Source organism: Pseudomonas sp. 50_B, assembly GCF_017491625.1.
In the GTDB taxonomy this organism is placed as follows: Bacteria; Pseudomonadota; Gammaproteobacteria; order Pseudomonadales; family Pseudomonadaceae; genus Aquipseudomonas; species Aquipseudomonas danubii.
In genome coordinates this window covers 86,356-113,052 of the sequence record NZ_JAFGYX010000014.1, presented here as the reverse complement: position 1 = coordinate 113,052, position 26,697 = coordinate 86,356, and the positions used below count along the sequence as shown (strand labels likewise).

At 64.0% G+C, this 26,697-nt stretch carries 25 protein-coding genes; 10 read left to right on the top strand and 15 right to left on the bottom strand.

The window, feature by feature from the left end:
* Positions 1–7 precede the first annotated feature (7 nt).
* Together J5M73_RS20290 and J5M73_RS20285 are read left to right on the top strand one after the other, a co-directional pair.
* The gene (locus tag J5M73_RS20290; RefSeq protein ID WP_207816048.1) at positions 8–715 is read left to right on the top strand and encodes a DUF1190 domain-containing protein; all 708 of its coding nucleotides are present in this window, start codon (positions 8–10) and stop codon (positions 713–715) included.
* Complete coding sequence (locus J5M73_RS20285; protein ID WP_102861977.1) at positions 712–1,866, top strand: glutathionylspermidine synthase family protein; 1,155 nt, start codon at positions 712–714, stop codon at positions 1,864–1,866. The genes J5M73_RS20290 and J5M73_RS20285 overlap by 4 nt, the downstream gene beginning before the upstream one ends.
* On the opposite strand, the gene J5M73_RS20280 is transcribed toward J5M73_RS20285, so the two are convergent.
* Positions 1,867–2,754 carry an acyltransferase gene (locus J5M73_RS20280; protein WP_102861976.1) on the bottom strand — a complete coding sequence of 296 codons (888 nt, stop codon included), beginning with the start codon at positions 2,752–2,754 and terminating at the stop codon, positions 1,867–1,869.
* 220 nt (positions 2,755–2,974) lie between these two features.
* Between J5M73_RS20280 and J5M73_RS20275 the strand changes: the two genes are divergently transcribed.
* The 5 genes from J5M73_RS20275 to J5M73_RS20255 all read left to right on the top strand — a co-directional run bounded on the left by J5M73_RS20275 (position 2,975) and on the right by J5M73_RS20255 (position 7,267).
* Entirely contained in the window at positions 2,975–3,475 is a 501-nt protein-coding gene (locus tag J5M73_RS20275) for an ATP-dependent zinc protease (protein WP_102861975.1), read from the top strand.
* A 59-nt stretch (positions 3,476–3,534) separates the two neighbouring features.
* The gene (gene creB, locus J5M73_RS20270) at positions 3,535–4,215 is read left to right on the top strand and encodes a two-component system response regulator CreB (protein WP_102862525.1); all 681 of its coding nucleotides are present in this window, start codon (positions 3,535–3,537) and stop codon (positions 4,213–4,215) included.
* On the top strand, positions 4,215–5,633 hold the full coding sequence (creC, locus tag J5M73_RS20265; protein WP_102861974.1) for a two-component system sensor histidine kinase CreC: 1,419 nt from the start codon (positions 4,215–4,217) through the stop codon (positions 5,631–5,633). Before creB ends, creC begins: the two co-directional genes overlap by 1 nt.
* Before the next feature lie 91 nt (positions 5,634–5,724).
* The gene (gene creD / locus J5M73_RS20260; RefSeq protein WP_243433870.1) at positions 5,725–7,101 is read left to right on the top strand and encodes a cell envelope integrity protein CreD; all 1,377 of its coding nucleotides are present in this window, start codon (positions 5,725–5,727) and stop codon (positions 7,099–7,101) included.
* Positions 7,094–7,267 (top strand): hypothetical protein, encoded by a 174-nt coding sequence (locus J5M73_RS20255; protein ID WP_180988537.1) that lies wholly within the window; start codon positions 7,094–7,096, stop codon positions 7,265–7,267. Before creD ends, J5M73_RS20255 begins: the two co-directional genes overlap by 8 nt.
* On the opposite strand, the gene J5M73_RS20250 is transcribed toward J5M73_RS20255, so the two are convergent.
* Entirely contained in the window at positions 7,264–7,893 is a 630-nt protein-coding gene (locus J5M73_RS20250; RefSeq protein ID WP_102861972.1) for a glutathione S-transferase, read from the bottom strand. The two genes, J5M73_RS20255 and J5M73_RS20250, sit on opposite strands and share 4 nt — an antisense overlap.
* Positions 7,894–8,003: 110 nt before the next feature.
* Here J5M73_RS20250 and J5M73_RS20245 point away from each other — a divergent pair, with 110 nt between their 5' ends.
* Entirely contained in the window at positions 8,004–8,426 is a 423-nt protein-coding gene (locus J5M73_RS20245; RefSeq protein ID WP_102861971.1) for a hypothetical protein, read from the top strand.
* Here J5M73_RS20245 and J5M73_RS20240 read toward each other — a convergent pair.
* From J5M73_RS20240 to J5M73_RS20210, 7 genes are all read right to left on the bottom strand, one after another.
* A complete protein-coding gene (locus J5M73_RS20240; RefSeq protein WP_102861970.1) occupies positions 8,404–8,592 on the bottom strand; it encodes a hypothetical protein in 189 nt (62 codons plus the stop codon). The genes J5M73_RS20245 and J5M73_RS20240 overlap by 23 nt on opposite strands.
* The gene (locus tag J5M73_RS20235) at positions 8,589–9,710 is read right to left on the bottom strand and encodes a PepSY-associated TM helix domain-containing protein (RefSeq protein ID WP_102861969.1); all 1,122 of its coding nucleotides are present in this window, start codon (positions 9,708–9,710) and stop codon (positions 8,589–8,591) included. The genes J5M73_RS20240 and J5M73_RS20235 overlap by 4 nt, the downstream gene beginning before the upstream one ends.
* 63 nt (positions 9,711–9,773) lie before the next feature.
* Complete coding sequence (locus J5M73_RS20230; protein WP_102861968.1) at positions 9,774–12,203, bottom strand: TonB-dependent siderophore receptor; 2,430 nt, start codon at positions 12,201–12,203, stop codon at positions 9,774–9,776.
* Positions 12,204–12,383: 180 nt separating this feature from the next.
* A complete protein-coding gene (locus J5M73_RS20225; protein ID WP_102861967.1) occupies positions 12,384–13,361 on the bottom strand; it encodes a FecR family protein in 978 nt (325 codons plus the stop codon).
* Positions 13,358–13,876, bottom strand: a complete 519-nt coding sequence (locus tag J5M73_RS20220; protein ID WP_102861966.1) for an RNA polymerase sigma factor — start codon at positions 13,874–13,876, stop codon at positions 13,358–13,360. The genes J5M73_RS20225 and J5M73_RS20220 overlap by 4 nt, the downstream gene beginning before the upstream one ends.
* A 169-nt stretch (positions 13,877–14,045) precedes the next feature.
* Complete coding sequence (locus J5M73_RS20215; protein ID WP_102861965.1) at positions 14,046–14,753, bottom strand: 3'-5' exonuclease; 708 nt, start codon at positions 14,751–14,753, stop codon at positions 14,046–14,048.
* 10 nt (positions 14,754–14,763) lie between these two features.
* Entirely contained in the window at positions 14,764–16,698 is a 1,935-nt protein-coding gene (locus tag J5M73_RS20210) for a putative nucleotidyltransferase substrate binding domain-containing protein (RefSeq protein ID WP_243433869.1), read from the bottom strand.
* 258 nt (positions 16,699–16,956) lie between these two features.
* Here J5M73_RS20210 and J5M73_RS20205 point away from each other — a divergent pair, with 258 nt between their 5' ends.
* A complete protein-coding gene (locus J5M73_RS20205) occupies positions 16,957–17,403 on the top strand; it encodes a response regulator (RefSeq protein WP_102861963.1) in 447 nt (148 codons plus the stop codon).
* A 76-nt stretch (positions 17,404–17,479) separates the two neighbouring features.
* Here J5M73_RS20205 and J5M73_RS20200 read toward each other — a convergent pair whose 3' ends face one another.
* Positions 17,480–19,657, bottom strand: a complete 2,178-nt coding sequence (locus J5M73_RS20200; RefSeq protein WP_102861962.1) for a malate synthase G — start codon at positions 19,655–19,657, stop codon at positions 17,480–17,482.
* A 555-nt stretch (positions 19,658–20,212) separates the two neighbouring features.
* On the opposite strand from J5M73_RS20200, the gene J5M73_RS20195 reads away from it, so the two are divergent.
* Positions 20,213–20,731 (top strand): glycine cleavage system protein R, encoded by a 519-nt coding sequence (locus J5M73_RS20195; protein ID WP_016964741.1) that lies wholly within the window; start codon positions 20,213–20,215, stop codon positions 20,729–20,731.
* 225 nt (positions 20,732–20,956) lie between these two features.
* Here the strand turns inward: J5M73_RS20195 and rarD are convergent, their stop codons facing one another.
* The 5 genes from rarD to J5M73_RS20170 all read right to left on the bottom strand — a co-directional run bounded on the left by rarD (position 20,957) and on the right by J5M73_RS20170 (position 26,691).
* The gene (rarD, locus tag J5M73_RS20190) at positions 20,957–21,844 is read right to left on the bottom strand and encodes an EamA family transporter RarD (protein WP_102861961.1); all 888 of its coding nucleotides are present in this window, start codon (positions 21,842–21,844) and stop codon (positions 20,957–20,959) included.
* Between the two features lie 159 nt (positions 21,845–22,003).
* Positions 22,004–22,978: a serine/threonine protein kinase gene (locus J5M73_RS20185; RefSeq protein ID WP_102861960.1), complete on the bottom strand. Its 975-nt coding sequence runs from the start codon at positions 22,976–22,978 to the stop codon at positions 22,004–22,006.
* Between the two features lie 158 nt (positions 22,979–23,136).
* Positions 23,137–25,038, bottom strand: a complete 1,902-nt coding sequence (locus J5M73_RS20180) for a PhoX family phosphatase (protein WP_102861959.1) — start codon at positions 25,036–25,038, stop codon at positions 23,137–23,139.
* 83 nt (positions 25,039–25,121) lie between these two features.
* Positions 25,122–25,886 carry a TOBE domain-containing protein gene (locus J5M73_RS20175; protein ID WP_102861958.1) on the bottom strand — a complete coding sequence of 255 codons (765 nt, stop codon included), beginning with the start codon at positions 25,884–25,886 and terminating at the stop codon, positions 25,122–25,124.
* Between the two features lie 64 nt (positions 25,887–25,950).
* Positions 25,951–26,691, bottom strand: a complete 741-nt coding sequence (locus J5M73_RS20170; RefSeq protein ID WP_207816045.1) for a ComF family protein — start codon at positions 26,689–26,691, stop codon at positions 25,951–25,953.
* Positions 26,692–26,697 lie beyond the last annotated feature (6 nt).

The following is a 26,697-nucleotide window of genomic DNA, read 5'->3' as shown; positions in this document are numbered from 1 at the left end:
CGCGGGCATGAAACGCAGTAAAAGCGTGCGCCTGGTGCTGCTGGGCAGTGTGCCGTTCGCCCTGGTTGCCTGTGACGGCCAGCCTCAGGCAACCCGCGAAGTGCGCCAGACCCAGCATTTCAGCAGTGTCCGCGACTGCGTACTGGCACAGGTTCCGTCCGCGATCTGCCAGGACGCTTTCGATGATGCCCGCGAGCGTGGAGAGCTGATAGCGCCGCGTTATCTCGACCTGCAACGCTGTGAAGACGACTTCTTCGCGGGCAACTGCATGGTGTCCAGAGACAACCGCGCCTACGTGCCGATTGCCAAGGGCCTCGCCCTGACCACCCAGCGCACGGTGCCGGTTCAGCCCGAAGACGAACAACCCGAGCAGGCCAGCTCCAGCAGTTCGGGTGGTGGTGGTGGTCACTCCTATGGCGCCCGCGCAGGTTCCAGCTTCTGGCGCTGGATCGGCCTGGATTCCACGCCCGAGCCGCGCTATTTCAGCGAGACGCTGTACAAGGAGCGTGACGGTCGGGGCGGCTCGCAACTGAGCACCCTCAGCCAGCAGGTGGAGGCCGGCAAGACCTTCTCCGGCGCCAACGGTGGACGCTTCGGCATTTCCAGCCCGGACCACTTCACCAGCGCCGGCAATCCCCTGGCCGGTGCCCATGAAGTGGTCAGTCGTGGCGGCTTCGGTTCCTCCAGCCGCAGCAGTTGGAGCTTCGGTTCTTGAAGCGCATCGCCAGCACCCCGCGCGCGGATTGGCAGGCCACGGCTCAGCAGTTGGGCTTTGCCTTCCACACTTTCGACGGCGAGCCGTACTGGGACGAGTCGGCCTACTACCGCTTCAGCCTGCGGCAGATCGAGGACGACCTGGAAGACCCGACCCGGGAACTGCACGAGCTGTGCATGGCCCTGGTGGCCGAAGTGGTGGACAGCGAAGCCTTGCTGGAGCGCCTGGCGATCCCTGCGGCCTTTCATGAGTTGATCCGCCAGTCGTGGAAGCAGGGCGACCCCCATCTCTACGGGCGCATGGACCTGTGCTACGACGGCACGGGCCCGGCCAAGCTGCTGGAAACCAACTACGACACGCCAACGTCGTTGTATGAGGCGAGTTTCTTTCAGTACGTCTGGCTTGAGCAGCAGTTGCAGCGCGGGCAGTTGCCGGCTGGCTGCGATCAGTTCAACAGCATCGAGGACAAGCTGCTGCAGGCCTTTGTCCAGGGCGGCTTCAAGTCGCCGATGCACTTCGCCTCGGTGCGGGATTCGCTGGAGGATCGCGGCACCGTCGAATACCTGCGCGACATTGCCCGTCAGGCGGGCCTGGGCACGCGCCTGATCAATATCGAGGACATCGGCCTGAATGCCGGTGGGCGTTTCGTCGACCTGCTGGAGATGCCCATCGACAGCCTGTTCAAGCTCTATCCCTGGGAACAGCTGTTCACCGAAGCCTATGGCCCGGCGCTTGCCGGCAGCGGCACGCAGTTTGTCGAGCCGCCGTGGAAGGCGATTCTTTCCAACAAGGGCGCGCTGGCCCTGCTCTGGGAACGGCACGCGGGGCACCCGAACCTGCTGCCGGCGTTCATCGACGACGATCCCACTGCCAGCCTGGGCCCGGGTTGGGTGCGCAAGCCGTTCTTTTCCCGAGAGGGCGCCAATGTGGAAATCTGCACCGAGGGCGGTGAGCGCCTGATCGAGGCCGGGCCCTATGGCGGGCCGTGCATCCGCCAGCGGTTTCATCCGCTGCCGGTGTTTGCCGGCAACCACACGGTGATTGGCAGTTGGGTGATTGGCGATCAGCCGGCGGGGATCGGCATTCGTGAAGACAACTCGCCGATCACCAAGGACAGCAGTCGTTTCCTGCCCCACGTGATCAGCGATTGATCAGCAGCGTTCGTTCAGCAGTTCGCTGATGCGCTGGTCCTTGTCGGTCCACAGCCGGTTGACCCAGTCCTGCACCTGCTGGCGGAACGCCGGGTCGTTTTCGTAATCGCCGTGCCACAGCGCCGGGTCCAGCTCGCGGGTGCGGATGTCGATGATCACCTTGGGCACGCTGCCGCTGATCAGGTCCCAGAAACCGGGAATGCGTTGCTGGGGATAGACCACGGTCACGTCCAGCACCGCGTCCAGCTGTTCGCCCAGGGCCGCGAGGACGAAGGCCACGCCGCCGGCCTTGGGCTTGAGCAGGTGCTGAAAGGGCGAGTCTTGCTGCTGGCGCTTGGCCTCGGTGAAGCGGGTGCCTTCCAGGTAGTTGACCACAGTCACCGGCTGGCGCTTGAACAGCTCGCAGGCCGCCTTGGTGATCTCCAGGTCCTTGCCTTGCAGCTCCGGGTGCCTGGCCAGGAACGCCTTGCTGTAGCGCTTCATGAAGGGGTAGTCCAGGGCCCACCAGGCCAGACCGAGGAAGGGCACCCAGATCAGCTCCTTCTTGAGGAAGAACTTGAAGAACGGCGTGCGCCGGTTGAGGGTCTGGATCAGCGCCGGGATGTCGACCCAGGACTGGTGGTTGCTCACCACCAGGTAGGAGGTGTCGACCCGCAGGCCTTCGCCGCCGCGAATGTCCCAGCGGGTCGGGATGCACAGGGCGAAGATCAGCTTGTCGATCTCGGCCCAGGTCTCGGCGATCCACATCACCGCGGCCGAGGCGTAATCGCGCAGGCGCCCCGGCAGGACCAGCTTGAGCAAGGCAAACACCATCAGCGGGCCGAACAGCACCAGGGTGTTGAGCAGCAGGAGCAGGGTGACGAAACAGCCGGTGAGCAGGCGGCGCATAAGGCACTCTTTGCAATCTTTTGGGCGCGCCATGATAAGCAGCTTCGGTGGGCAGGCCAAATTCAAGTGTGCTGACGAATGTTTCACTTGGGGGCGGGTAGGGTGTTGGGCAGGCCGGGCCTCTTCGCCGGCAAGCCGGCTCCTGCGGGGCAGCGGTAGAACCAATTCGTTGGCTGCGGTCTAAAATCCCGCTGCCCCTCTCTTCAAGGAATCCACTGTCGTGAAATCTGTCCTTGCTCTTGTTTCTCTGTTGGCGCTGCCGGTGATGGCCGCCGAGCCGACCCTGTATGGCCGTTACGAATACATCCGCCTGCCGGAAATCGGCGAAACCCTGCAGGCCAAGATGGACACCGGGGCCCTGACCGCGTCGCTGTCGGCCAAGGATATCCAGACCTTTACCCGCGACGGGGAAGACTGGGTGCGTTTCCGCCTGGCGACCAAGGATGCCGGGAACAAGGTCTACGAGCACAAGGTGGCGCGGATCAGCAAGATCAAGAGCCGCGCCGACGAGGGCGATGAGGCTGAAGAACCGCAGTCGGCCAAGCGCCCGGTGGTGGAGCTGGAGATGTGCCTGGGCAACGTCAAGCGCACGGTGGAGGTCAACCTCACCGACCGCAGCAGCTTCAACTATCCGCTGCTGATCGGTGCCAAGGCGCTGCGGGAATTCGGTGCGGCGGTGAACCCGGCGCGGCGCTACACCGCGGATAAACCCGACTGCTGATTGACGGCTTACCAGGCATCCGGCACCGTTCGCCCACTGAATTTGCGTGCTTGGATGCCATGCCCCATATCCTGATTGTCGAAGACGAAGCGGCCATTGCCGACACCCTGATCTTTGCCCTGCAAGGCGAAGGTTTCACCACCACCTGGCTGAGCCTGGGGCGTGCAGCCCTGGACTATCAGCAGGCAACCCCGGCGGACCTGATCATCCTCGATATCGGCCTGCCGGATATCAGCGGCTTCGAAACCTGCAAGCAGCTGCGGCGCTTCAGCGAGGTGCCGGTGATGTTCCTCAGCGCCCGGGACGGTGAGATCGACCGGGTGGTGGGCCTGGAAATCGGCGCCGACGATTATGTGGTCAAGCCCTTCAGCCCGCGGGAAGTGGCGGCGCGGGTCAAGGCGATCCTCAAGCGCATGACCCCGCGAGCGGCTCCGGAGGCAGCCCCGGCGCTGTTCGTCATCGACGCCGAGCGGGTGCAGATCAGTTACCGGGCCCAGCCCCTGAGCCTGACCCGGCATGAGTTCCGCCTGCTGCAATGCCTGCTGGAGCAGCCTGAGCGGGTGTTCAGCCGCGAGCAGTTGCTCGATGCCCTGGGGGTGGTGGCGGACGTGGGCTACGAGCGCAATATCGACAGCCACATCAAGAGCCTGCGGGCCAAGCTGCGCCTGGTGGCGGCCGAGGCCGAGCCGATCCAGACCCATCGCGGCCTGGGCTACAGCTACAGCCCGAGCCACGCCTGATGACCTTGGGCATCCGCATCTTCCTGGTCTATTTGCTGTTCATCAGCCTGACCGGCTATTTCGTGCTGAGCACGGTGATGAAGGAGATCCGCCCCGGCGTGCGCCAGTCCACCGAGGAAACCCTGGTGGACACCGCCAACCTGCTGGCGGAGATCCTGCGAGACGACTTCAAGGCCGGCACCCTCAGCGAGAACCGCTGGCCGCAATTGCTGCGGGCCTACGGCGAGCGGCAACCGGCGGCGACCATCTGGGGCCTGCCGAAGAATCAGGTCAACCACCGCATCTACGTCACCGATGCCAAGGGCATCGTGGTCCTGGACTCCAGTGGCCTGGCGGTGGGCCAGGACTATTCGCGCTGGAACGACGTGTACCTGACCCTGCGCGGCCAATATGGCGCGCGTTCGTCGCGCTCGCTGGCCGACGATCCCAATTCCTCGGTGATGCACGTGGGCGCGCCGATCCGCGACAACGGCCAGATCATCGGCGTGGTCACCGTGGCCAAGCCCAACAGTTCCCTGCAGCCCTACGTCGACCGTACCGAACGCCGCCTGCTGTGGTACGGCGCCGGGCTGATTGCCATGGGCCTGCTGTTTGGCGCCTTGCTGTCCTGGTGGCTGAGCGCGGCGCTGCGGCGCATGACCGCCTATGCCCTGGCAGTGAGTGAAGGGCGCCGGGCCGAGCTGCCGCACTATCGCGGTGGCGAGCTGGAACAGTTGGCAACGGCGGTGGAACGCATGCGCACCCAGCTCGAAGGCAAGGCTTATGTCGAGCGCTACGTGCACACCCTGACCCACGAACTGAAGAGCCCCCTGGCGGCGATTCGCGGGGCGGCGGAACTGCTGCAGAGCGAGATGCCCCTGGAGCAGCGCCAGCGCTTCGTCGGCAATATCGACAGTGAAAGCGCGCGCATGCAGCAGTTGATCGAACGCCTGTTGAACCTGGCACAAGTGGAGCAGCGCCAGGGCCTGGAAGAGCGGGTCAGCGTGCCCCTGGTGCCGCTGTGCAAGGAGCTGCTGAACAGCCAGCACGGGCGTATCGAAGGCAAGCAGCTGCAGGTGCAACTGCGGGTGCCGGCGGACCTGGCCTGGTCCGGCGAGCCGTTCCTGCTGCGCCAGGCCCTGGGCAACCTGCTGACCAATGCCCTGGATTTCAGCCCCGTGGGTGGCCTGTTGCGCTGCTCGGCGCAGCGGGTGGAGGACGGCGTTGAACTGGTGCTGTTCAACCAGGGCGAGCCGATTCCGGACTATGCCCTGCCGCGCCTGTGCGAGCGTTTCTATTCCCTGCCGCGCCCGGACAGCGGGCGCAAGAGCACCGGCCTGGGGCTGAATTTCGTCGAGGAAGTGGTGCAACTGCATGGCGGCCAGATGCGCATTGAGAACGTCGCGGGTGGGGTGCAGGTGACCTTGCGGCTGCCCTGAGCGGGGATTCTCCACAGAGTCTCCACATTGCCCCCATAAAACCCCCATGCCCGGGTTCCAGACTCTCGCCCATTCCAACTGGGAGAGCCTCATGAACCGTAACCTGACCTTCAAACTCGGGGCCATTGGCCTGTTGATCGTGCTGTTGCTGATACCGCTGCTGATGATCAGCGGCCTGATCGGCGAGCGCCAGAGCCTGCGCGATGGCGTGCTCGAGGATATCGCCCGCAGCTCCAGCACCCAGCAGCAGATCAGCGGCCCGGTGATGGTGGTGGACTACCGCAAGACCGTGCGCACCTGGAAAACCGACGACAAGACCAAGAAGCGCTACCAGGAAACCAGCGAGCAACAGGGACGGCTGTTCTTCCTGCCCGAGCATTTCGAACTGGACAGCAAGGCCCAGACCGAGCTGCGCGCCCGGGGGATCTACGAGGCGCGGCTGTTCCACGCCGACAACCACATCAGCGGCCACTTTGCGGTGCCCGAGCAATACGGCATCAAGGAGGATTTTGCGGATTACCAGTTCGACCAGCCGTTCCTGGCGGTGGGCATCAGCGATATCCGCGGCATCGAAAACGCCCTGCAACTGCAGCTCAACGGCCAGACCCTGGACTTTGCCCCCGGCACTTTTGTCAGCTGGCTGGACGAAGGCGTGCACGTGCTGCTGCCGCCCCTGGACCTGAAGAAGAACACTCGCCTGGACTTCGCCTTCGACCTGCGCCTGCAGGGCACCGGCCAGTTGCAGGTGCTGCCGGTGGGCAAGACCAGCAAGGTGCTGCTGACGGCCAACTGGCCGCACCCGAGCTTTGTCGGCAACTACCTGCCGGTGCAGCGTGAAGTCACCGAGCAGGGCTTTTCGGCGCTCTGGCAGACCTCGTTCTTCTCCACCAACCTGGAACAGGCCATGGAGCGCTGCGCCTACAGCAGCCAATGCCAGGACTTCAACAGCCGCAGCTTTGGCGTGAGCTTCATCGACCCGGTGGACCAGTACCTGAAAAGCGACCGGGCGATCAAATACGCCCTGCTGTTCATCGGCCTGACCTTTGCCGGCTTCTTTCTCTTCGAGGTGCTCAAGAGCCTGTCGGTGCACCCGATCCAGTACGCCCTGGTGGGCGTGGCACTGGCGTTCTTCTACCTGTTGCTGCTGTCGCTGTCGGAACACCTGGGTTTCGAACTGGCCTACGGCGTGTCGGCGGCGGCCTGTGTCGGCTTGATCGGTTTCTATGTCAGCCATGTGCTGCACAGCTGGCGTAACGGCGCAGTGTTCGCGCTCTCGCTGGCGGCCTTGTACGGCTTGCTCTATGGCCTGCTCAGCGCCGAGGACTATGCGCTGCTGATGGGCTCGCTGTTGCTGTTCGGCCTGCTGGGCGTGTTCATGGTGCTGACCCGCAAGCTGGACTGGTATGGCCTGGGCCAGCGCAAGGAACCGGCACCCCTGCAGTTCGACCTGGAGGCCATCCATGAGTAAGTCACTGGGCTTGCGTGAGGACCAGCGTCAGCGCGAGCGCCTGACGCAGCGGATTGGCCTGTTGTTTCCACCGGAGGCGTGGTGGCGGGTGCGCCAGCAAGCTGCTCCCCGTGCTACAGGAGCCGGCTTGCCGGCGGCGAACAGGGCCGAGCGCCTGACCGATTAGAGCGGCGGTCGTGTCTCGAGCATCGATGGCCGCTGACTGACCTCGAAGTACCAGGCCGCGAGCCCGGGCTGTTGCTGGCGCCACTCCAGGTCCGGATGGCGGAAGTCCAGGTAAGCCAGGGCACAGGCGACGCTGATGGCGGCCACGTCGAAGTGGCTGGCCAGCTCGGCCAGCGCCTGCGCCTCAAGCACTGCCAGGGCCCGTCGGATCTTGTCGCGCTGGCCTTCGAGCCACGGCGCCCAGTGGTGTTCCGGTGGCCGCAGGGTCAGCTCGTAACGCACCAGCACTGCCGCCTCCAGGATCCCGTCGGCCAGGGCCGCCAGGGTCAGGCGCCGCCAGCGGGCCGAACCCTCTTGGGGAATCAGTGGGTTGCCGACATGTTGCTGGTCCAGGTACTCGAGGATCACCCGGCTGTCGTAGAGCACCTGGCCGTTGGCCAGGCGCAGGGCAGGAATCTTGCCCAGGGGGTTGTCCTGGTTCAGCGCGTTGTCCGGGTTTACCGGGGTCAGTTGGCAGGCTTGCAGGGCCACACGGTCGAGCTGCCCGGTTTCGTGCAGCAGCACCATGATTTTGCGTACGTAAGGTGATGCCCGGTTGTGGAACAGCGTCATGCTTGGGGTAGACATGAATATTCCTCGCGGTTGGGAACGGAGCACAGGCTCGCGGCCCGAGGATCTTAGCGCAGCCTGTGGCACTGGCCACAGGGGCGGCACAAGGGACAGACAAGGAGTGATGAATGCGCAGGTCCTATCTTTTGCACGGGCTGTACAGTCTGGCCCTGACCCTGTTGGGTGGGCTGGCGGTGTACCTGGCCCTGCAGTACGAGTTCCGCCGCAAGGGCGAGGGTGAGCCTGAGCTGATCATGGCGTTTGCCTACATGGCCTGGTACTGGGCGCTGCCGGCGCTGGCCCTGCCGGCCCTGGGGTGTGGACTGCTGGGCCTGCGTGGCCCAGAGCCGGTGACCCGGCCCTGGCGCTGGAGCCTGGCGGCGAGCTATGTGCCGCTGCTGGGGCTGGCGCTGTTTTGCGTACTGGTCGCGGCTGAGGCGCTGCTGGAAAACCGCGTGTTCATTCCGGTGCTGCTGATCAGCCTGGGGCTGTCGGTGTATCTGTGGCGCGGTTTCCCCTCGGCAGCCGTCAAGCCGCTCGCCCGCGGCTGAACAAGCCCCGCAGGGCGATCAGCGCCGGCAGGCCCAGGCCGAGCCAGCTCAGGCTGTCCCAGATCCCATCCCCCAGCAGCGCCGCGAACAGGCCGCCGGCGCTGAGCAGGGCCAGGGCCAGCGGCGCCCTGAAGACTTTCCAGAAGTTCGATTGCCGGGGCTTCATGGGCGCACCTGCGCAACCGACTTCGCAGCACGCCGCCGGACTGTCCACAGGTACAGGCCACTGCCCAGGACAATGATGGTCAGCCCATCCATGGTTGCCCACAGCACCTTCATCGGCATGCCGCCGTAGTCACCGAAGTGCAGCGGCTGGGACATGCCCATGGCATCCATGTACCAGGGGCGCGTGCCCACGGCGGTGACCTGCAGGGTGCTGGCGTCGATCAGCACCGGGGTCAGCAGGTGCGAAGTCAGGTGGCTGCTGCCCTTGAGGAACACCGCGTAGTGGTGCTCGCTGGAGAAGCGCGTACCGGGGAAGGCGATGAAGTCCGGCTGCATGCCTGGGGCGGCTTCCCGGGCGATGTCCAGCAGGCGGCTGGCGGGAGCCAGCGCGGTCAGGGGCGGGGCGTCGCGGTAGGGTGCGACCATGGCGCTGAGGCTGTCGTTGCGCCAGGCGGCGATGATCAGGTCGGCGCAGGCGCTGATGACCCCGGTCACCCCCACCACCAGGGCCCAGGTCAGGGTGACCACGCCAATCAGGTTGTGCAGGTCGAGCCAGCGCAGGCGGCTGGATTTGTCCTGGCGCACGCTGGCGAATTTCAAGCGGCGCATGAACGGCAGATAGAGCACGGTGCCAGAGATGATCGCCAGCACGAAGAGGATGCCCATGAAGGCCAGCAGCAGCTTGCCCGGCAGCCCGGCGAACATGTCCACATGCAGGCGCAGCATGACCATCATCAGCCCGCCGTTGGCCGAGGGCATGGCCACGGCTTCGCCGGTGCGGGCGTCGAGCATGAAGGTGTGGGAGGAATTGGGCTCGGTGCCGGCGGTCTTGGCCATGATCGCCATCACACCGTTGGGCTCGTCTTCGTCCCAGCCGAAGTACTGCATGACTTCCCCCGGGCGGTGAGCTTCGGCGGCCTTGACCAGCTGTTGCAGGTCCAGGCGCGGGGTGTCGGCGGGCAGCTCCCGCAGTTGTGGCGCGTCACCCAGCAGGTGGTCGATCTCGTGGTGGAAGATCAGCGGCAGGCCGGTGAGCGCGAGCAGCAGCAGAAATACCGTGCAGATCAGGCTGCTCCAGGTGTGGATAAAGGACCAGCGGCGGATTGTCTTGCTTTTCATTTCTTAGCCTTCAGGCACACCAAGGCCGTCCTTGTCGGACGGCCTGGTTGTTAATTCAGCCGATTACCATTGATAGGTGGCGCTGGCGACCACGCTGCGCTGATCGCCGAAATAGCAGTAGGAACCATCGCAGGTGGACAGGTAGTCCTTGTCGAACAGGTTGGTGGCGTTGAGTTTCAGCGACGCCCCTTTGAGGCTGTTGTCCAGGCGACCGAGGTCGTAATGCACGGCAGCGTCGAACACCGTGTAGGCGTCGGCCTTGCCCAGCCAGGTGTTGGCCTGGTCGCCATAGGTATTGCCGGTGTAGCGGGCGCCGGCACCGATGCCGAAACCGTCGAGTACGCCGGAGTGCCAGGTGTAGTCCGTCCACAGGGAGGCTTGCTGGTTGGGCATCAGCTGCAGGCGGTTGCCTTTGTGGATGCCTTTTTGTACCTCGGACTTGGCCAGGGTGTAGGCCGCGATGACCTTGAGGTTTTCGGTCACGTCAGACACGGCTTCCAGCTCCAGGCCTTTGACCTTCACTTCGCCGGTCTGGTTGGTGATCGATTCGCCTCCTGCCCCGATGCTGGTGACCAGGACATTCTTCTGGGTCAGGTCGTAGACCGCCGCACTCAGCAGCGTGTTCGAACCCGGTGGTTGATACTTGATGCCCAGCTCCCACTGGCTACCTTCCGTGGGTTTATACGATTCGGTCGGTGAAACGCTGGCGTTGCTCGCTGGCTGGAAGGATTCGGCGTAGGAAATGTACGGCACGACACCTGAGTCGAACACATAGCTGAGCGCCGCATTGCCACTGAAGTTCTTGCTGCGATCAGTGTTGGTCGCGTCTTTCTTGTTGAGGTAGGTGGTGCCTTGGTGCACCCAGTCCTCACGGCCACCCAGGGTCAGGCGCCAGTTGTCCAGGGCCATCTGGTCCTGGACGTAGAGGCCGGTCTGAATGGTTTTCTGGTCGTAGTCGTAGTAAGCGTCGGTGCGCGAAGGACGAACAATCGGCTGGCCATAGACCGGGTTGAAGATATTGGTTTTGCCCCCGTCGCCATAGATCGACAGGTACGAAGTGCTGGTGCGCTGGTGGTCCAGGCCGATGAGCACGGTGTGGTCGATGTCGCCGGTGGCGAAGTTGGCCTGGAAGTTGTTGTCGACCGCGAACTGGCCGATGTCTTCGTTGACGTTGGTCGAGGTCCGGCTGATGTTGCCCGCCGCATCAGCCGGGGAGTAGGCATAGGAACCCACGGTCAACTGCTGGAAGGACAGCTCCGATTTGGTGTAGCGCAGGTTCTGACGGAACTGCCAGACATCGTTGAAGCGGTGCTCGAAGGCGTAGCCCAGGGCGTAGTAGGTGCGGTCGTAGAACTCGTAGTCCGGGTCACCCAGGTTCTTGTGATGGGAGACCTCGCCCAGTGGCGACTTGATCTTGGTGCCCTGGATCGGCATGAACTGGCTGGTGGCACCGGTATCGTCGCGGGTGAACTGCGTGAGCAGGGTCAGCTTGGTATCGGTATCGATGTTCCAGGTCAGGCTGGGGGCAATGTTGTAGCGCTTGTTGTCGATGTGGTCGACCTGGGTGCCGGCATCGCGCACCACGCCGCTGAGCCCATAGAGGAACTGGCCTTCGTCGTCGATCTTGCCGGTGCTGGCGAAGTTGATCTGGCGGTAGTTGTCGCTGCCGTACTGGATCTGCACGGCATGGCTGGTGTCTGCGCTGGGGCGGCGGCTGACCATGTCCAGCAGGCCACCCGGCGGGGTCTGGCCATACACCGAGGACGCCGGGCCGCGCAGCAGGGCCAGGCGGTCGAGGTTCCAGGTTTCCGCTTTCGGGTTGGCATACACACCGCGGGGCAGGGGCAAGCCGTCGAGGAACTGTGTGGGTTCGAAGCCCCGTACACGCATCCAGTCATAGCGGGTGTCGCTGCCGTAGCTGGCAGAAACAATCCCGGGCATGTAACGCACGGCATCGTCGAGGTTCTGCACGTTGCGGTCTTCCATCTGCTGGCGGGTAGCGACGGAAATCGAGCGCGGAGCCTCAACCAGCGAGGTGTCGGTCTTGGTGCCGGCGGCGGTACGTGTGGCGAGGTAACCGTCGACCGGGCCCCAGGCACTCTCGCCAGCCAGCTGGCCAGTGATATTGGTTTCCGGCAAGGTCACCACGCCTTCCGGTGCCGCCACCAGGCTGTAGGTGCCGGCGCTGCTGTGCTCCAGTTGCAAGCCGGTGCCGCGCAGGGCTTCGCGCAAGGCGCCCGGGGCGTCGAACTGGCCATTGACTGGAGCCGAGGTCTTGCCCGCCGCCAGGGCCGGATTCAGGCTCAGGGCCAGGCCAGCCTGACTGGCAATCTGGTTCAGGGTGCTGGCCAGGGGCGCTGCTGGCAGGTTGTAGGCGCGCACGCTGCTGGCCTGTTCGGCGGCCATCAGCGCTGGGCTGGTCAGGGGGGCGCTGAGCGCGATGGCAACGGCCAAGAGACTGGGGCGCAACAGAGTGTCTAGCGGGCGGTACATACGGCGGCTCCTGAATGGAAATGTTTCGCAATTGCCTAGGTGCCGGACGAGATTGGAAAAGTGATAGGGCAGATTGAAAATAATTTAGATTTAGATTGATTGAGGTTAATTCGCTGGCAAGCCAGCTCCCAAGGGATCGGTGTAGGAGCGGGCTTGCTGGCGAAGGCCACGACACCGACCTCAGCGCTTGGCGTCAGCCCTGGCCACCACCGTCACCCACCAGTCGGTGTGCCGCTCGATCTTCACGGGCAGGGTCGGCAGCAGGGCATTGAGGGCCAGGTCGGTGTCCTGCAACGGGAAGCTGCCGGTGATCCGCAGGTCGGCCACTTCCGGTGCCACGCCCAGGTGACCGCGGCGATAACGGCCCAGCTCAGCGATCAGGTCACCGAGGCGGGCGTTGTCCACCACCAACATGCCTCGGGTCCAGGCATCGGCGCCCAGGTTCAGCGCCTGCAGCGGCCCGAGACCGTCGCGGCGCATCAGCACTTGTTGGCCTTCCTTGAACACCTGCTCGTCCTGGCCGGCTTCCGGCCGTGCCGCCACCGCCGATTGCAGCACGCCGAGGCGGGTGCCCTGGTCTTCACGCTTGACCAGGAAGCGCGTACCCAGGGCACGCATCCGGCCGTCGCGGGTTTCGACGATGAAGGGGCGACTGTCGTTGTGCCCGGTCTCGATGAGGATTTCGCCTTCCTGGAGAACGATTCGGCGCTGCTTCTCATCGAAGCGCACATCCAGCGCACTGTGGGTATTGAGGTTGATCACCGTGCCGTCTGTCAGGCGTAGGGTGCGCTGCTCACCGGTGGCGGTGCGCTGGTCGGCCAGCCAGTAGTCCACCGGCAGGTAGCGCTCGCTGGCAAACAGTGCCAGCCCCGCCACCAGCACCACGCTGGCGACTCCGCGTCCCAGTTTGCGCACGCGCCGGCGCAGGCCTTCGCGAGATTGCACCAAGGCATTGCGGGCCGGGCCGGCAGCCACGCTAAAGCGCTGGTCGAGCATGCCCAACTGGCGCCAGGCGCGGGCGTGTTCTTCATGGGCGGCATGCCATTTGGCGAACTCTTCGCGCTCCACGGCACTGGCGCCGCCGTCCAGGGACAGTTGCCAGGCAATGGCGGCGTCCAGCACCCGGGCGGACACCGGCTTGGAGCTGATGGGGGTCATACCGGCTCCCCGTACAGGGCGATGTAGCACTGGCGGATGCCCTGGGCCAGGTACTGACGCACCCGTGGCACCGAGACCCCCAGGCGTTCGGCGATCTCGGCGTGGCTCAGGCCGTCGAGGCGGTTATAGAGGAAGGCCATGCGCGCCTTGCTGGAGAGTTTGCCCAACAGGCGGTCGATGGCCTTGAGGTCTTCGAGGATCATCTGCTGCTCTTCCGGCGACGGTTGTTCGCCTTCGGGGATCAACATCAGTTCACTGAGGTAGGCCTGTTCCAGGGCGGCGCGGCGGAAGTAGTCGAACAGCAGGCCCTTGGCGATGGCCACCAGAAAGGCCCTGGGTTCCCGTGGAGCCTTGAGTTCATCGCGGCCCAGCAGGCGCACGAAGGTGTCCTGGCTCAGGTCCTCGGCCCGTTGAGCGCAGGCAACGTTGCGCCGCAGCCAGGCCAATAGCCAACGGCGATGGTCGCGATACAGCGCACCAACCAGCTCATTGTGGGGGCTTTGGACTGACGACAACGGGGCTCACCGATCGAGAAGTTTAAAATAACGAGAACTATTCGCGATTGTGGCAGAGGCGAAACACAGGCGCAATTGGCGCTGGTCGGCTGCTCTTTCCCGAGGGTTGCACGCTTTTTTCTGATGTGGCGAGGGAGCCTGTGCCCTCGCTACGGTCAATTGCCGCGGATCAGAACGAGTGTGCCTGCTGGCGGCGTTTCCATTGGCTGAGGCGCTGTTGCAGGTTCAGCGGGCTGTCAATCTGCTGCTGGCGGGCACGGTTGAACAGGATCAGTGCCAGCTCTGCGGTGGCCAGGGCGTCGGCCGCTGCGTGGTGACGCTCGGCCACTTGCAGCTTGAACACGTTGATCCAGTCATCCAGGCCGGCCTCACGGAAAGCGGCCTGGGGACAGAGCATGGGCGCCATGTCCGCCACGTCGAGGAAACTGTGCTGCAGGCGATAGCCCAGGCTGTCCTTGAGTGCCCGACCGAGCATGTGCTGGTCGAAGGGGGCATGAAACGCCAGGAGCGGGCTGTCACCGACGAACTCCATGAAGTCCAGCAGGGCCTCCACCGGATCGCAGCCTGCGGCGATGGCGCTGGGCCCCAGGCCATGGATCAGCACGCTGGGGCTGAGCTTGTGGCCTTCACGCTGCAGGGTGCGTTCGAACTGCTGGCTGAAGTCGATGGCACCGTCCTCGATCACCACCGCGCCGATGGACAGCACTTGATCGCGGTTGAGGTTGAGGCCGGTGGTTTCCAGGTCCACCACCACCCAGCGTTGCTCTCGCAGGCTGCACTCACCCAGCTCGGTGAACGCGGGCAGGCGGTCGCGGCGTTGTTGCTGTTGGGCCGTCAGGACGCTGACGGCGGGACGGAACCAGGCAAACAGGCTCATGACTGATAGCTCATAACTGGTAGCGCAGGGCCAGGCTGCTTTGCAGGCGCTGGGCCTGGCGCAGGGACTCGCGCAGGATGCGTCGGTCCAGGTGATTGAGGCTGTCGGGGTCGACCCGATTGGAATAGGGCTGGTTCTCCCGGGTCTGGCGTTGATGTTGCTGCATGCGGGTCTGCTGGATGAAGTGGTAGGCCTCTTCATAAGCGGCGCCGTCCAGGGGCTTGATGACCTGCTTGGACACTAGCTGGCGCAGACGCTCCAGGGTGTTGATGGCGCCGATGCCGTTGGCCAGGGCCAGCAGCCGGGCGCCATCGACGAAGGGGGTGAGGCCCTGGACCTTGAGGTCGAGGGTGGCTTTTTCGCCGTTCTTTTTGGCCAGGACGAATTCGCGAAAGCGGCCCACGGGCGGGCGCTGGCGCAAGGCGTTTTCCGCCAGCATGCGCTGGAACAGACGGTTGTCGCCGACTTGGTCGAGGATGGCCCGGCGCAGTTGTTCGGCGCCTTGTTCATCGCCCCAGACCACCCGCAGATCGAAATAGATGCTCGAACCCAGCAGGTTCTCCGGCGTTGCCTCGCGGATGAAGGCGGCAAAGCGTCGGGCCCATTCGGCTCGGGACAGGCACAGCTCGGGGTTGCCGGCCATGATGTTGCCCTTGCACAGGGTAAAGCCGCACAGCGCCAGGCTCTGGTTGATCTGCTGGGCGATGGGCAGCAGCTTGCCGCGGATCTCGGCGGCGTGGGCCGCGTCTCGGGCCTCGAACAGGATGCCGTTGTCCTGGTCGGTGTGCAGGGTCTGTTCGCGCCGGCCTTCGCTGCCGAAGCACAACCAGCTGAAGGGCACGCCGGGGTCGCCCTTGTCCGCCAGGGTCAACTCGATCACCCGGCATACGGTGTGATCGTTGAGCAGGGTGATGATGTGGGTGATCTGGGTCGACGACGCACCGTGGGCCAGCATGCGCTCCACCAGTTGGCCGATCTCGCCTCGCAGCGCCACCAGGTGTTCCACCCGGGGAGCATTGCGGATGGTTCGCGCCAGGTGCACCAGATCGACCCGTTGCAGGGAAAACAGGTCGCGCTCGGAGACCACGCCGCACAGGCGCTGGTCTTTCACCAGGCAGACGTGGGCGATATGGCGCTCGGTCATGGCGATGGCGGCGTCGAAGGCACTGTGGTCCGGGCTGAGGAAGAAAGGGGCCTGGGTCATGTGCTGTTCGATGGGCTGGTTGAGGTCCTGGGTGCGGTCGGCGACGACCTGGCGCAGGTCCCTCAGGGTGAAGATCCCCAGGGGTGCCTTGTGCTCGTCCACCACCACGATGCTGCCCACCTGTTGCTCGTGCATCAGCGCCACGGCCTCACGCAGCGGCATCTGTGGGGCGCAGGCGATCGGATGACGCATGGCCAGTTCGCCCAGGCGGGTGTTCAGCGAGTATTGGGTGCCAAGGGTTTCCACGGCCTTTTGCTTGACCTGCTGATTGACCTGATCCAGCAGGCTGCTGACCCCGCGCAAGGCGAAATCGCGGAACTCGTCGGACAAGGCGAAGAGTTTGATGAAGGCGCTCTTGTTCAATTGCAGGCAGAAGGTGTCTTCGGCGGCCCGGTGTTCGGTGCGGGTGGCGCGTTCGCCCAGCAGTGCAGCCAGGGGAAAACATTCGCCGGTGGTGATTTCGAAGGTGGTTTCGGTGCTGCCCTTGGCGGCGTGGGTGCGTTCGCCCACCACGCGTCCCTGCTTGACGATATAGAAGTGCTCAACCGGGCCGTCGGCGGGCTTGATGATGCTGTCGCCGGGCCCGTAGAAACGCAGCTGGCATTGTTCCACCAGATAGGCCAGGTGGAGGTTTTCCATCTGGTTGAAGGGCGGGAACCGCTGCAGGAACTGCACGGTCCCCTGGATGTTCTGCAACACCGCGGTCTTCCCTGCCTGGGTGAAGGCGTCCGCTTTACTCATAACGATTACCGCAGTCTTTTTGGATTTGTTGTGGTCGGATCACGGCAATGGTCGGACTCCCAGCGCGAGGTGCCCATTGGACGTAAGTCTAGGTAGCGGCCGGAGCCCGGACATTTGGCTTTGAGCGGCGTTTAATCAATGCAAAAAAGCTCTGATCAAGGCTCTTGGCAATTTTTCCGACGAAGTGCACATTGGAGGTCTGCTTAGCGATGTCTGACCAATGTGCTAGGGGATTGATCTGTTCATGTAGAGAAATGTATGCCCGACCACGATATTTTGAGTGACGCCGAGCGCGAGGCGCTGAGTGCAGTCATGCTGGAGCCGGATCTGCCGGCCCAGCGGGTATTGATTGCCGATGACGACAAGGATGCACGGGAACTGCTGGCGGAAATTCTTGGCCTGGATGGTATCCGTTGCATCACGGCTGCCAGCGGCAAGGCCGCTCTTGAATTACTCGAATCGAACAAGTCCATCGGCCTGCTGATCACCGATCTGCGCATGGCGCCCTGCAGTGGTCTTGACCTGATTCGCCAGGTTCGGGAATCGGAACGGGCGGCGCTGCCGATCATCATCATTTCCGGTGACGCCGATGTGCGCGACGCCATCGCTGCCATGCACTTGAGCGTGGTGGACTTCCTGCTCAAACCCATCGACACCGGCAAGTTGCTGGCCCTGGTCAAACACGAACTGGGTGTCATTCACTGAGCTGCAAGCGCCGAGTCAGGGCGACACACTAAAAAGCCCCGGCGGACCGGGGCTTTTTGTCTGTTGCCAGGCGTGCTTACAGGCCGTTCTTGGCCTTGAACTCGCGACGACGACGGTGCAATACCGGCTCGGTGTAGCCGTTAGGCTGCTTGGTGCCTTCGATCACCAGCTCCAGGGCGGCCTGGAAGGCGATGTTGCTGTCGAAGTCCGGAGCCAGCGGGCGGTACAGCGGGTCACCGGCGTTCTGCCGGTCGACCACCGGGGCCATGCGCTTGAGGCTTTCCAGCACCTGCGCCTGGGTGACCACACCGTGGCGCAGCCAGTTGGCGATGTGCTGGCTGGAGATGCGCAGGGTGGCGCGGTCTTCCATCAGGCCAACGTCGTTGATGTCCGGCACTTTCGAGCAACCCACGCCCTGGTCGATCCAGCGCACCACGTAACCGAGAATGCCCTGGGCGTTGTTGTCCAGTTCGTTCTTGATCTGCTCGGCCGACCAGTTGGTGTCGCTGGCCAGAGGGATGGTCAGGATGTCGTCCACCGAAGCGCGGGCACGCTTGGCCAGTTCGGCCTGACGGGCGAACACGTCGACCTTGTGGTAGTGCAGTACGTGCAGGGCGGCGGCGGTCGGCGACGGCACCCAGGCGGTGTTGGCACCGGCCAGCGGGTGGGCGATCTTCTGTTCGAGCATGGCGGCCATCAGGTCCGGCATGGCCCACATGCCCTTGCCGATCTGCGCACGGCCTTGCAGGCCGGTGGACAGGCCGATATCGACGTTCCAGTTCTCGTAGGCGCCGATCCATTTCTCGGCCTTCATGTCGGCCTTGCGTACCATGGCGCCGGCTTCCATGGAGGTGTGGATCTCGTCGCCGGTGCGGTCGAGGAAGCCGGTGTTGATGAACACCACGCGCTCGCTGGCCGTCTTGATGCAGGCCTTGAGGTTGACCGTGGTGCGGCGCTCCTCGTCCATGATCCCGACTTTCAGGGTATTGCGCGGCAGGTTCAGCACCTCTTCGATGCGGCCGAACAGTTCGTTGGTGAACGCGGCTTCTTCAGGGCCGTGCATCTTCGGCTTGACGATGTACACCGAGCCGGTGCGGCTGTTCTTGCGCGAGGTGTTGCCGTTGAGGTTGTGGATCGCCGCGAGGCTGGTGACCAGGCCGTCGAGGATGCCTTCCGGCACTTCGTTGCCATGCTTGTCGAGGATCGCGTCGATGGTCATCAGGTGGCCGACGTTACGCACGAACAGCAGCGAACGGCCGTGCAGCTTCACCGGCTCACCGTTGACGCCGGTGTACTCGCGGTCGGCATTCATGGTGCGGGTAAAGGACTTGCCGCCCTTGGAAACCTCTTCCGCCAGGTCGCCCTTCATCAGGCCGAGCCAGTTGCGGTAGATCACCACTTTGTCGTCGGCATCAACCGCGGCAACCGAGTCTTCGCAGTCCATGATGGTGGTCAGGGCCGCTTCCATCAGCAGGTCCTTGACCCCGGCGGCGTCGGTCTGGCCGACCGGGCTTGCGGCGTCGATCTGGATCTCGAAGTGCAGGCCGTTGTGCTTGAGCAGGATCGCGCTAGGAGCTGCGGCGTCGCCCTGGTAGCCGATCAGTTGCGCGTCGTTGCGCAGGCCGCTGTTGCTGCCGCCCTTGAGGCCCACCACCAGCTTGCCGCCGACGATCTTGTAGCTCACGGAGTCCACGTGGGAGCCGGCGGTCAGTGGCGCCGATTCATCGAGGAAGGCGCGGGCGAAGGCGATGACCTTGTCGCCGCGAACCTTGTTGTAGCCTTTGCCTTTTTCCGCGCCATCGGCTTCGCTGATGGCGTCGGTGCCGTACAGCGCGTCGTACAGCGAGCCCCAGCGGGCGTTGGAGGCGTTGAGGGCGAAGCGCGCGTTCATCACCGGCACTACCAACTGCGGGCCGGCCATGTGGGCGATTTCTTCATCGACGTTCTGGGTGCTGGCCTGGAAGTCAGCCGCTTCTGGCAGCAGGTAGCCGATGTCTTGCAGGAAGGCTTTGTAGGCCACGGCATCGTGTGCCTGGCCGGCACGGGACTGGTGCCAGGCATCGATCCGCGCCTGGAAATCATCGCGTTTGGCGAGTAGGGCTTTGTTCTTCGGCGCCAGGTCGTGGATGACCTTGTCGGCACCGGCCCAGAATGCGTCGGCGGTGAGGCCGGTACCGGGAATGGCTTCGTTGTTCACGAAGTCGAACAGGACTCTGGCGACCTGCAGGCCACCGACTTGAACGTGTTCAGTCATTGCTTGCCTCACTCTGCTCAGCTATTTCGCTTTTCAGCTCTTCAAATTAACAATGAAGCCGGCGGCCATTTAAAGCACAACCCTGTTCACCAGTACATGCCATTGCTGGCGGCTGGGTGCTTCCAATCAACGGCGGAGCCTTGCTGATGGGCGGTTGCGAGGGTTGCGATCAGGCCTTGGCAGACATCGTTCCAACGTTATGTAGTGCGCGCTGCGGCATACTACATGATGAATTGCGCTTGTGAAAATTAGACTAAATACGTCGTTCCGCGACTTAAGAATGCAGTGCGGTCACGCTGGGGAACGTGATGTTCTCAAAAAAGCTGGTGGATTGTTCCATATAAATACAAAAAGTTGTACACGATTTGTGTTTTGCCCTGCGCGCCCACGTAGGAGCCGGATTGCCGGCGAATGGGCCTTCGGGGGTTGCGTCGGCCTTGCGGGCACTTTCGCTGGCAAGCCAGCGCCTACACAAGCTGCTGCGATATGGGTTGGAAGGCGCGGGGAATGAGGCTGCCTATAATTGCTCTTTCATCAAGCAAAGAGGGCTGCGCCATGGACCATCTCGTTCTCACGGTTTTCGCCCCGGACAAGGCCGGACAGGTCGAGCGTATTGCCCAGTGCATCGCCGAGCACGGCGGCAACTGGCTGGAAAGCCGTCTGTCGCGCATGGCGGGGCAGTTTGCCGGCATCTTGCGGGTCGGGGTCCCGGCCGAGGCCTACGATGAGCTGGTGGATGCCTTGCAGGGGCTCTCCGCCCAGGGCATCCGGGTATTGATCGCCGAAAGCGGCATCGAGCAGTCCTGCACCTGGAAACCCATCGCCATGGAGCTGGTGGGCAATGATCGTCCGGGAATCGTCCGGGATATCACCCGCTTGCTGGCGGAGCAGGGGGTCAACCTTGAACGGCTGGTGACCGAGGTGCGCCCAGCGCCCATGAGCAGCGAGCCGTTGTTTCATGCCGAGGCGATTCTGGCGGTGCCCCTGACGTTGTCCCTGGAGGTATTGCAGTCGCGCCTGGAAACCCTGGCCGACGATCTGATGGTGGAGTTGGTGCTGCGCAGCGAGGTCTGAACACCGTCCCGCAGGTTATCCCAGTAATCCGTGCATGCGCCTGTGGATAACCTGTAGAGACCTGTCGCCAGCCCAGTGCAGCCGCGGCTTAGCGCGCTCTGATCAAAAAACCAGCAGTTTCAAGGGCTTGTGCACAAACGGCGGGGATCAGGTTGTGGATAACCTTGGGAAGAACCGCTGCAGGCCACGAATGGCCTGGCCTGCAGGGCGTTGTACGTTTATTGATCAGCGGCGGCCGCGCAGGCTGAGCCAGGCATCGACGCTGTACACCGCCAGGCCGGCCCAGATGAACATGAACGCCAGCAAGGTGCTGGAGGACAGGTGTTCGCCAAACAGCAGTACCGCTTGCAGCAGCACCAGGGTTGGCGCCAGGTACTGAAGGAAGCCCAGGGTGGTGTAGGGCAAGTGCCGAGCCGCGGCGTTGAAGCACACCAGCGGGATCAGCGTGACCGGGCCGGCGGCTACCAGCCACCAGGCTTCGGAGCTGGTCCAGAAGGCGGCATGGGCACTGCTGGTTTCGGGGTGCAGGAGCAGCCAGGCCATGGCGATGGGCACCAGCATCCAGGTTTCCACCACCAGCCCGGGCAAGGCCTTGACCGGGGCCTGTTTACGGATCAGGCCATAGAAGCCGAAGCTCAGGGCCAGTATCAGTGAGACCCAGGGCAAACTGCCTACTTGCCACACTTGCTGGGCCACGCCCACCGCCGCCAGGATCACCGCCAGCCACTGCATGCGCCGCAGGCGTTCGCCAAGAATCAGCATGCCCAGCAGCACATTGATCAGGGGATTGATGTAGTAGCCCAGGCTGGCCTCAAGCATGCGCCCATTGTTCACGGCCCAGACATAGGTCAGCCAGTTGCCGGCGATCAGGGTGCCACTCAGGGCCAGGATGGCCAGGCGCCTGGGGTTTTCTCGCAGCTCGCGCCACCAGCCGGGATGTTTCCATACCATCAGCAACACAGCGCCGAACAGCGCCGACCAGAGTACCCGGTGGACGATGATTTCCACGGCCGGAACGCTGGCGATGGCTTTGAAGTAGATCGGAAACAGACCCCAGATGATGTAGGCGGTCAGGCCCAGGATGTACCCGCGACGCGGGTTGGCGGCTTGCATGCAGAGTCCTTGCTTAGGCAGCTAACGAAGACGGGATTGTAAGGACAATTGTCAGGACATGTCCTGACTTTTGCGCCGCCCGTTTCTGCGGGGGAGGGCTGGTGGGCGAAGGCGACCGCATGGGCCTCTTCGCTGCCAAGCCAGCTCCTGCAGGCAGGGTCAGAACAGTTTGAGAGGTTCTTCGTTGAGGGCCGCCAGCTGTTCGCGCAGGGCCAGGACCTGATCCCCCCAGTAACGTTCGCTGCCGAACCAGGGGAAGCTGTGGGGAAAGGCCGGATCGTCCCAGCGTCGTGCCAGCCAGGCGCTGTAGTGCATCAGGCGCAGCGCTCGCAGCGGTTCGATCAGGGCCAGTTCCCGCGGGTCGAAATCATGGAACTCGCTGTAGCCGTCCATCAGTTCGGAGAGCTGGCTGAGGCACTCCTGGCGGTCGCCGGCCAGCATCATCCACAGGTCCTGCACCGCCGGGCCCATGCGGCAGTCGTCCAGGTCGACGATATGGAACATCTCGTCGCGGCACATCATGTTGCCGGGGTGGCAATCGCCGTGCATGCGGATGTTCTGGTGCGGGGTGGCCTGGTAGACCTCTTCCACCCGCTTGAGCAGGTCCCGGGCCACGGACTCGTAGGCCGGCAGCAGGCTCTTGGGAATGAAGTTGCCTTGCAGCAGGGTCGCCAGTGAGTCATGACCGAAGTTCTTCACGCCCAGGGCTTCGCGGTGCTCGAAGGGGCGGGTGGCGCCCACGGCATGCAGGCGACCGAGCAACTGCCCGAGGCGATAGAGTTGATCCAGGTTGCCCGGTTCGGGCGCGCGCCCGCCACGTCGGGGAAACAGGGCGAAGCGAAAGCCCGCATGCTCGAACAGGCTGGCACCGTCGTGGATGATCGGTGCTACCACCGGCACATCGCACTCGGCGAGTTCGAAGGTGAAGCGGTGTTCTTCCAGGATCGCTTCGTTGGTCCAGCGCTGGGGGCGGTAGAACTTGGCGATCAGCGGTTCGCCTTCGTCGATGCCGACTTGATAGACGCGATTTTCGTAGCTGTTGAGCGCCAGCACGCGGGCGTCGCTGAGAAAACCGATGCTTTCAACGGCGTCCAGAACCAGGTCGGGGGTCAGTGTTTCAAACGGGTGCGACATGCTTACTCCTGCGCGCAGCAGGCTGCCGCGTCCGGCCAAGCATGGTAACGCAGACGGGGAGCCAGCGGGGGAGGGTTTGCTGGTGGTTCGGCCGGGCGCCAGGTTGGCCGGCGAGCCGGCTGCTACGGACGTAGGAGCCGGTTGGGCGCGGGGCGGGTTCAGGCGCCGATGATGCCGCCGTCTTCCCGGGTGATAGCCATCACCGAGGAGCGCGGCTTGCCGTTGGGCAGGTGCTCGGGGAAGGTTGAGCCACCGGTTTCTCCCGGGTGCTGGATGCCGACGAACAGGGTCTTCTGGTCCGGGGCGAAGGCGATCCCGGTGACTTCGCAGCCCACAGGTCCGACCATGAAACGGCGGATTTCACCGCTGTCCGGGTCGGCGCAGAGCATCTGGTTATTGCCCATGCCGGCAAAATCGCCGCTGTTGCTGTAGTCGCCGTCGGTGAGGATCCACAGGCGTCCGGCTTGGTCGAAACCCAGGCCGTCGGGGCTGTTGAACATGTTCTCTGGGGTGATGTTGGAGGAGCCGCCCTTGGGCTGGCCGGCATGCACAGCGGGGTTGCCGGCGACCACGAACAGGTCCCAGGAAAAACTCATCGCGCCATGATCGTCGCCGCCGGTGCGCCAGCGCAGGATCTGTCCGTAGACATTCTTCTCCCGCGGGTTGGGGCCACCTGCTGGCTGGCCGTCTTCGCCACGCTTGGCGTTGTTGGTCAGGGTGCAATAGACCTGGCCGTCCTTGGGGCTGACCACAATCCATTCCGGGCGGTCCATGCGCGTGGCCTGGACCACGCTGGCCGCCAGGCGTGCCTGGATCAGTACCTGGGCCTGGTCGGCGAAGCCGCTGCTGGCGTCGATGCCGTTCTTGCCGTGAGTCAACTCGATCCACTGGCCCTGGCCCTTGGGACGGTCCGGGTTGCCGTCGCCGGCATCGAAGCGCGCCACGTACAGGGTGCCGTGGTCCAGAAGGTCGCGGTTGGCCTTTGGGTTGCGGTGGTTGATCTTGTCGCGGCTGATGAACTTGTAGATGAATTCCCCGCGCTCATCGTCGCCCATGTAGACCACGGCGCGGCCGTCGCGGGTTTGCGCCAGGGCCGCGTTTTCATGCTTGAAGCGGCCCAGGGCGGTGCGTTTGACCGGGGTCGATTGCGGGTCGAAGGGATCGATTTCCACCACCCAGCCGTGACGGTTGAGCTCGTTGGGATTCTTGGCCAGGTCGAAACGCGGGTCGTGGGGGTGCCAGTTGATGTCCTTGCTGGTCACCACCGCGCCGTAGCGTTTCTGCGCGGCGTCGAACTTCTGCTCGGGGTTGCTGCTGCCGAAGCAGTCGGTGAAGTTCTCTTCGCAGGTCAGGTAGGTGCCCCAGGGGGTCTTGCCGTTGGCGCAGTTCTGGAAGGTGCCGAGGACTTTCCTGCCCTTGGGGTCGGCAGCGGTCTTGAGCAGGTCGTGACCGGCGGCAGGGCCGCTGAGGCGGATTGGCGTGTTGCCGTGGATGCGCCGGTTGTAGCGTGAACCCTGGACGAACTGCCACTGGCCGTTCTTGCGCTGCACTTCGATGACCGACACCCCTTCGCTGGCCTGGGCCTTGCGCACGTCCTCGGCCGATTGCGGCTGGCCGCCGTGGGAATAGAGGTAGCGGTAGTTGGTGTATTCGTTGTTGATCGCCATCAGTGCCCGGTGCTTGTCGTCCGGGAAGGCGAACAGGCTCATGCCGTCGTTGTTGTCGCCAAACTGCACTTCCTGGGCCTGGGCGGTGCCATTGCCGCTGGGGTCGAAGGCCGGCCCGTTCTTGGTCAGCGGCTGGCCCCAACTGATCAGTACCGAGGATTTGTAGCCCGCCGGCAGGGTGATGTTGTCGCTGGTGGCGGCGGCAATGCCGGTAAAACCCAGCAGCTGGCTGTTGCCGGCGCTGACACTGGTGGCCAGGGCGCTGCGGCCGAGCAGTCCGCCACCGAGAAACAGGGCGGCGCCGCACAGGGCACCGGCACCGATGAAACCCCGGCGGCTGAGGCCGACCATCTGTTCCAGGTCGGTGGGTTGGTCTTCTTCTAACAGGCTCATAGCAGGCTCCCTGCGGGTTTTTGCAGCCACCTTAATGAGCGCCTATGACGAATATGTTGCAGCCTGAAGTCGTCGCACTCCGCTTACAGCGGGGTGCCGAGCAGGACATGGGAGGCAGAGAACTGCACCTGGACCGGTTTGCCCTCTGTCATTTCCAGCGTCTTGAGCCGGTGCGGCTCGGCCAGGGCGCAGAGGGTCTGGCCGTTGGGCAGGGTGATGCGCACCTCGCAGGGGCCGTCTTCGGCGTCGAGAATCTGCTCGACGGTCCCGCTCAGGCAATTGTGTCCAGTTGTTACTTGGGCGTCGGCAGGGTGCAGGTCCAGCCAGCCGGCCTTGATCAAGGCCACCACTTCAGTGCCGGTTTCCAGTTCCAGGCGCTGGGTGCTGTCGTGGGTGATCTGCGCTTTGAGGAGCAGGCCTTCTGGCAGCTCCAGGCTGATCAGGTCATTGCAGCCTAGAGGTGCGATCTCGCGGATCTTGCCGTGCAGCTGGTTGCGGGCACTGGTGCGCAGCATCAGGCGCCCCAGCAGATCGAGATCGCTGGCATCTTCTGCGGCTTCCAGCACTTGGGCCTGCAGTGCTTGCAGGCGTTGGTAAAGCCGCAACACGCGTTCGCCCTCGGCGGAGAGTTTGGCCCCGCCACCGCCCTTGCCGCCGACGTTGCGCTCTACCAGCGGGCGCTGAGCCAGGTTGTTGAGCTCATCGATGGCATCCCAGGCGGCCTTGTAGCTCAGGCCGGCGCTTTTGGCCGCGCGGGTGATGGAACCCTGTTCGGCAATGTGTTGCAGCAGGGCGATGCGTTGCGGGCGGCGGGCGATGTGCTGGGTCAACAGAGTGGGCAAGGACATGGCAGGGACGCTTTGGGCACTGAAGATGGACAGGGAGTTTGCGGTTTGAGCGATGAGAGTCAAGTCAGTCGGGGGTGTCGGGTCTTGCGGTTCGGGCCAGGCAATAGACATCCACTTGACGGGCGCCGGCATTGATCAGCAACCGGGCCAGGGCCTGGGCAGTGGCACCTGTGGTGAGGACGTCGTCCACCAGGGCCAGGTGGCGGCCGGCCACAGGCGCGTCGGCGGCGAGGGCGAAGGCCTGGCGCAGGTTGCGCTGACGGGCACGTGCCCCCAGGCCTTGTTGTGCCGGGGTGTCCTGGGTGCGCAGCAGCAGAAGGGGCTCCACCGCCAGTTGCAGGTGTTCTCCCAGCCACTGGGCCAGCATGCCGGCCTGGTTGAAGCCTCGCTGGCGCAGGCGTCGACGGGACAGCGGCACCGGCAGCAGGCAGTCTGGCCGGGGCAGGCCTTCATCGTAGCGATAGTGAAGGAATTGGCTGAGAAGTTCGGCCATCAGTCGGCCAAAAGGCCACTTTTCATGGTGTTTGAAACGACTGATCAGGCTGTCCACCGGAAAATCGTAACGCCAGGGGGCGATGACCCGTCGAAACGCGGGGAGACGTTGCAGGCACTGGCCACAGGTCAGGCTGGCGGCGGGCAGGGGCAGGGCGCAGACCGAGCATTGAGCGCCGAGCCAGGGCAGTTCGTCCTGACATGAACTGCACAGGGCCAGGGCTGAATCGCTGGGTTCATCGCAAAGCAAACAGAGCTGTTTGTTTTTTGACCAGATGTAAACTGGTCCTTTGTATTCGGGTTGACAGTGCATGGCTCT

Excerpts from the sequence above, each read along its gene's own strand:
- J5M73_RS20225 (WP_102861967.1), bottom strand. The coding sequence starts at position 13,361 with ATGACCCCCATCAGCTCCAAGCCGGTGTCCGCCCGGGTGCTGGACGCC.
- J5M73_RS20205 (WP_102861963.1), top strand. The coding sequence starts at position 16,957 with ATGCCCGACCACGATATTTTGAGTGACGCCGAGCGCGAGGCGCTGAGT.
- J5M73_RS20255 (WP_180988537.1), top strand. The coding sequence starts at position 7,094 with ATGAGTAAGTCACTGGGCTTGCGTGAGGACCAGCGTCAGCGCGAGCGC.
- J5M73_RS20290 (WP_207816048.1), top strand. The coding sequence starts at position 8 with ATGAAACGCAGTAAAAGCGTGCGCCTGGTGCTGCTGGGCAGTGTGCCG.
- J5M73_RS20280 (WP_102861976.1), bottom strand. The coding sequence starts at position 2,754 with ATGCGCCGCCTGCTCACCGGCTGTTTCGTCACCCTGCTCCTGCTGCTC.
- J5M73_RS20230 (WP_102861968.1), bottom strand. The coding sequence starts at position 12,203 with ATGTACCGCCCGCTAGACACTCTGTTGCGCCCCAGTCTCTTGGCCGTT.
- J5M73_RS20250 (WP_102861972.1), bottom strand. The coding sequence starts at position 7,893 with ATGTCTACCCCAAGCATGACGCTGTTCCACAACCGGGCATCACCTTAC.
- J5M73_RS20245 (WP_102861971.1), top strand. The coding sequence starts at position 8,004 with ATGCGCAGGTCCTATCTTTTGCACGGGCTGTACAGTCTGGCCCTGACC.
- J5M73_RS20210 (WP_243433869.1), bottom strand. The coding sequence starts at position 16,698 with ATGAGTAAAGCGGACGCCTTCACCCAGGCAGGGAAGACCGCGGTGTTG.
- J5M73_RS20185 (WP_102861960.1), bottom strand. The coding sequence starts at position 22,978 with ATGTCGCACCCGTTTGAAACACTGACCCCCGACCTGGTTCTGGACGCC.
- rarD (WP_102861961.1), bottom strand. The coding sequence starts at position 21,844 with ATGCAAGCCGCCAACCCGCGTCGCGGGTACATCCTGGGCCTGACCGCC.
- J5M73_RS20170 (WP_207816045.1), bottom strand. The coding sequence starts at position 26,691 with ATGCACTGTCAACCCGAATACAAAGGACCAGTTTACATCTGGTCAAAA.
- creB (WP_102862525.1), top strand. The coding sequence starts at position 3,535 with ATGCCCCATATCCTGATTGTCGAAGACGAAGCGGCCATTGCCGACACC.
- J5M73_RS20195 (WP_016964741.1), top strand. The coding sequence starts at position 20,213 with ATGGACCATCTCGTTCTCACGGTTTTCGCCCCGGACAAGGCCGGACAG.
- J5M73_RS20235 (WP_102861969.1), bottom strand. The coding sequence starts at position 9,710 with ATGAAAAGCAAGACAATCCGCCGCTGGTCCTTTATCCACACCTGGAGC.
- J5M73_RS20240 (WP_102861970.1), bottom strand. The coding sequence starts at position 8,592 with ATGAAGCCCCGGCAATCGAACTTCTGGAAAGTCTTCAGGGCGCCGCTG.
- J5M73_RS20200 (WP_102861962.1), bottom strand. The coding sequence starts at position 19,657 with ATGACTGAACACGTTCAAGTCGGTGGCCTGCAGGTCGCCAGAGTCCTG.
- J5M73_RS20215 (WP_102861965.1), bottom strand. The coding sequence starts at position 14,753 with ATGAGCCTGTTTGCCTGGTTCCGTCCCGCCGTCAGCGTCCTGACGGCC.
- creC (WP_102861974.1), top strand. The coding sequence starts at position 4,215 with ATGACCTTGGGCATCCGCATCTTCCTGGTCTATTTGCTGTTCATCAGC.
- creD (WP_243433870.1), top strand. The coding sequence starts at position 5,725 with ATGAACCGTAACCTGACCTTCAAACTCGGGGCCATTGGCCTGTTGATC.
- J5M73_RS20180 (WP_102861959.1), bottom strand. The coding sequence starts at position 25,038 with ATGAGCCTGTTAGAAGAAGACCAACCCACCGACCTGGAACAGATGGTC.
- J5M73_RS20175 (WP_102861958.1), bottom strand. The coding sequence starts at position 25,886 with ATGTCCTTGCCCACTCTGTTGACCCAGCACATCGCCCGCCGCCCGCAA.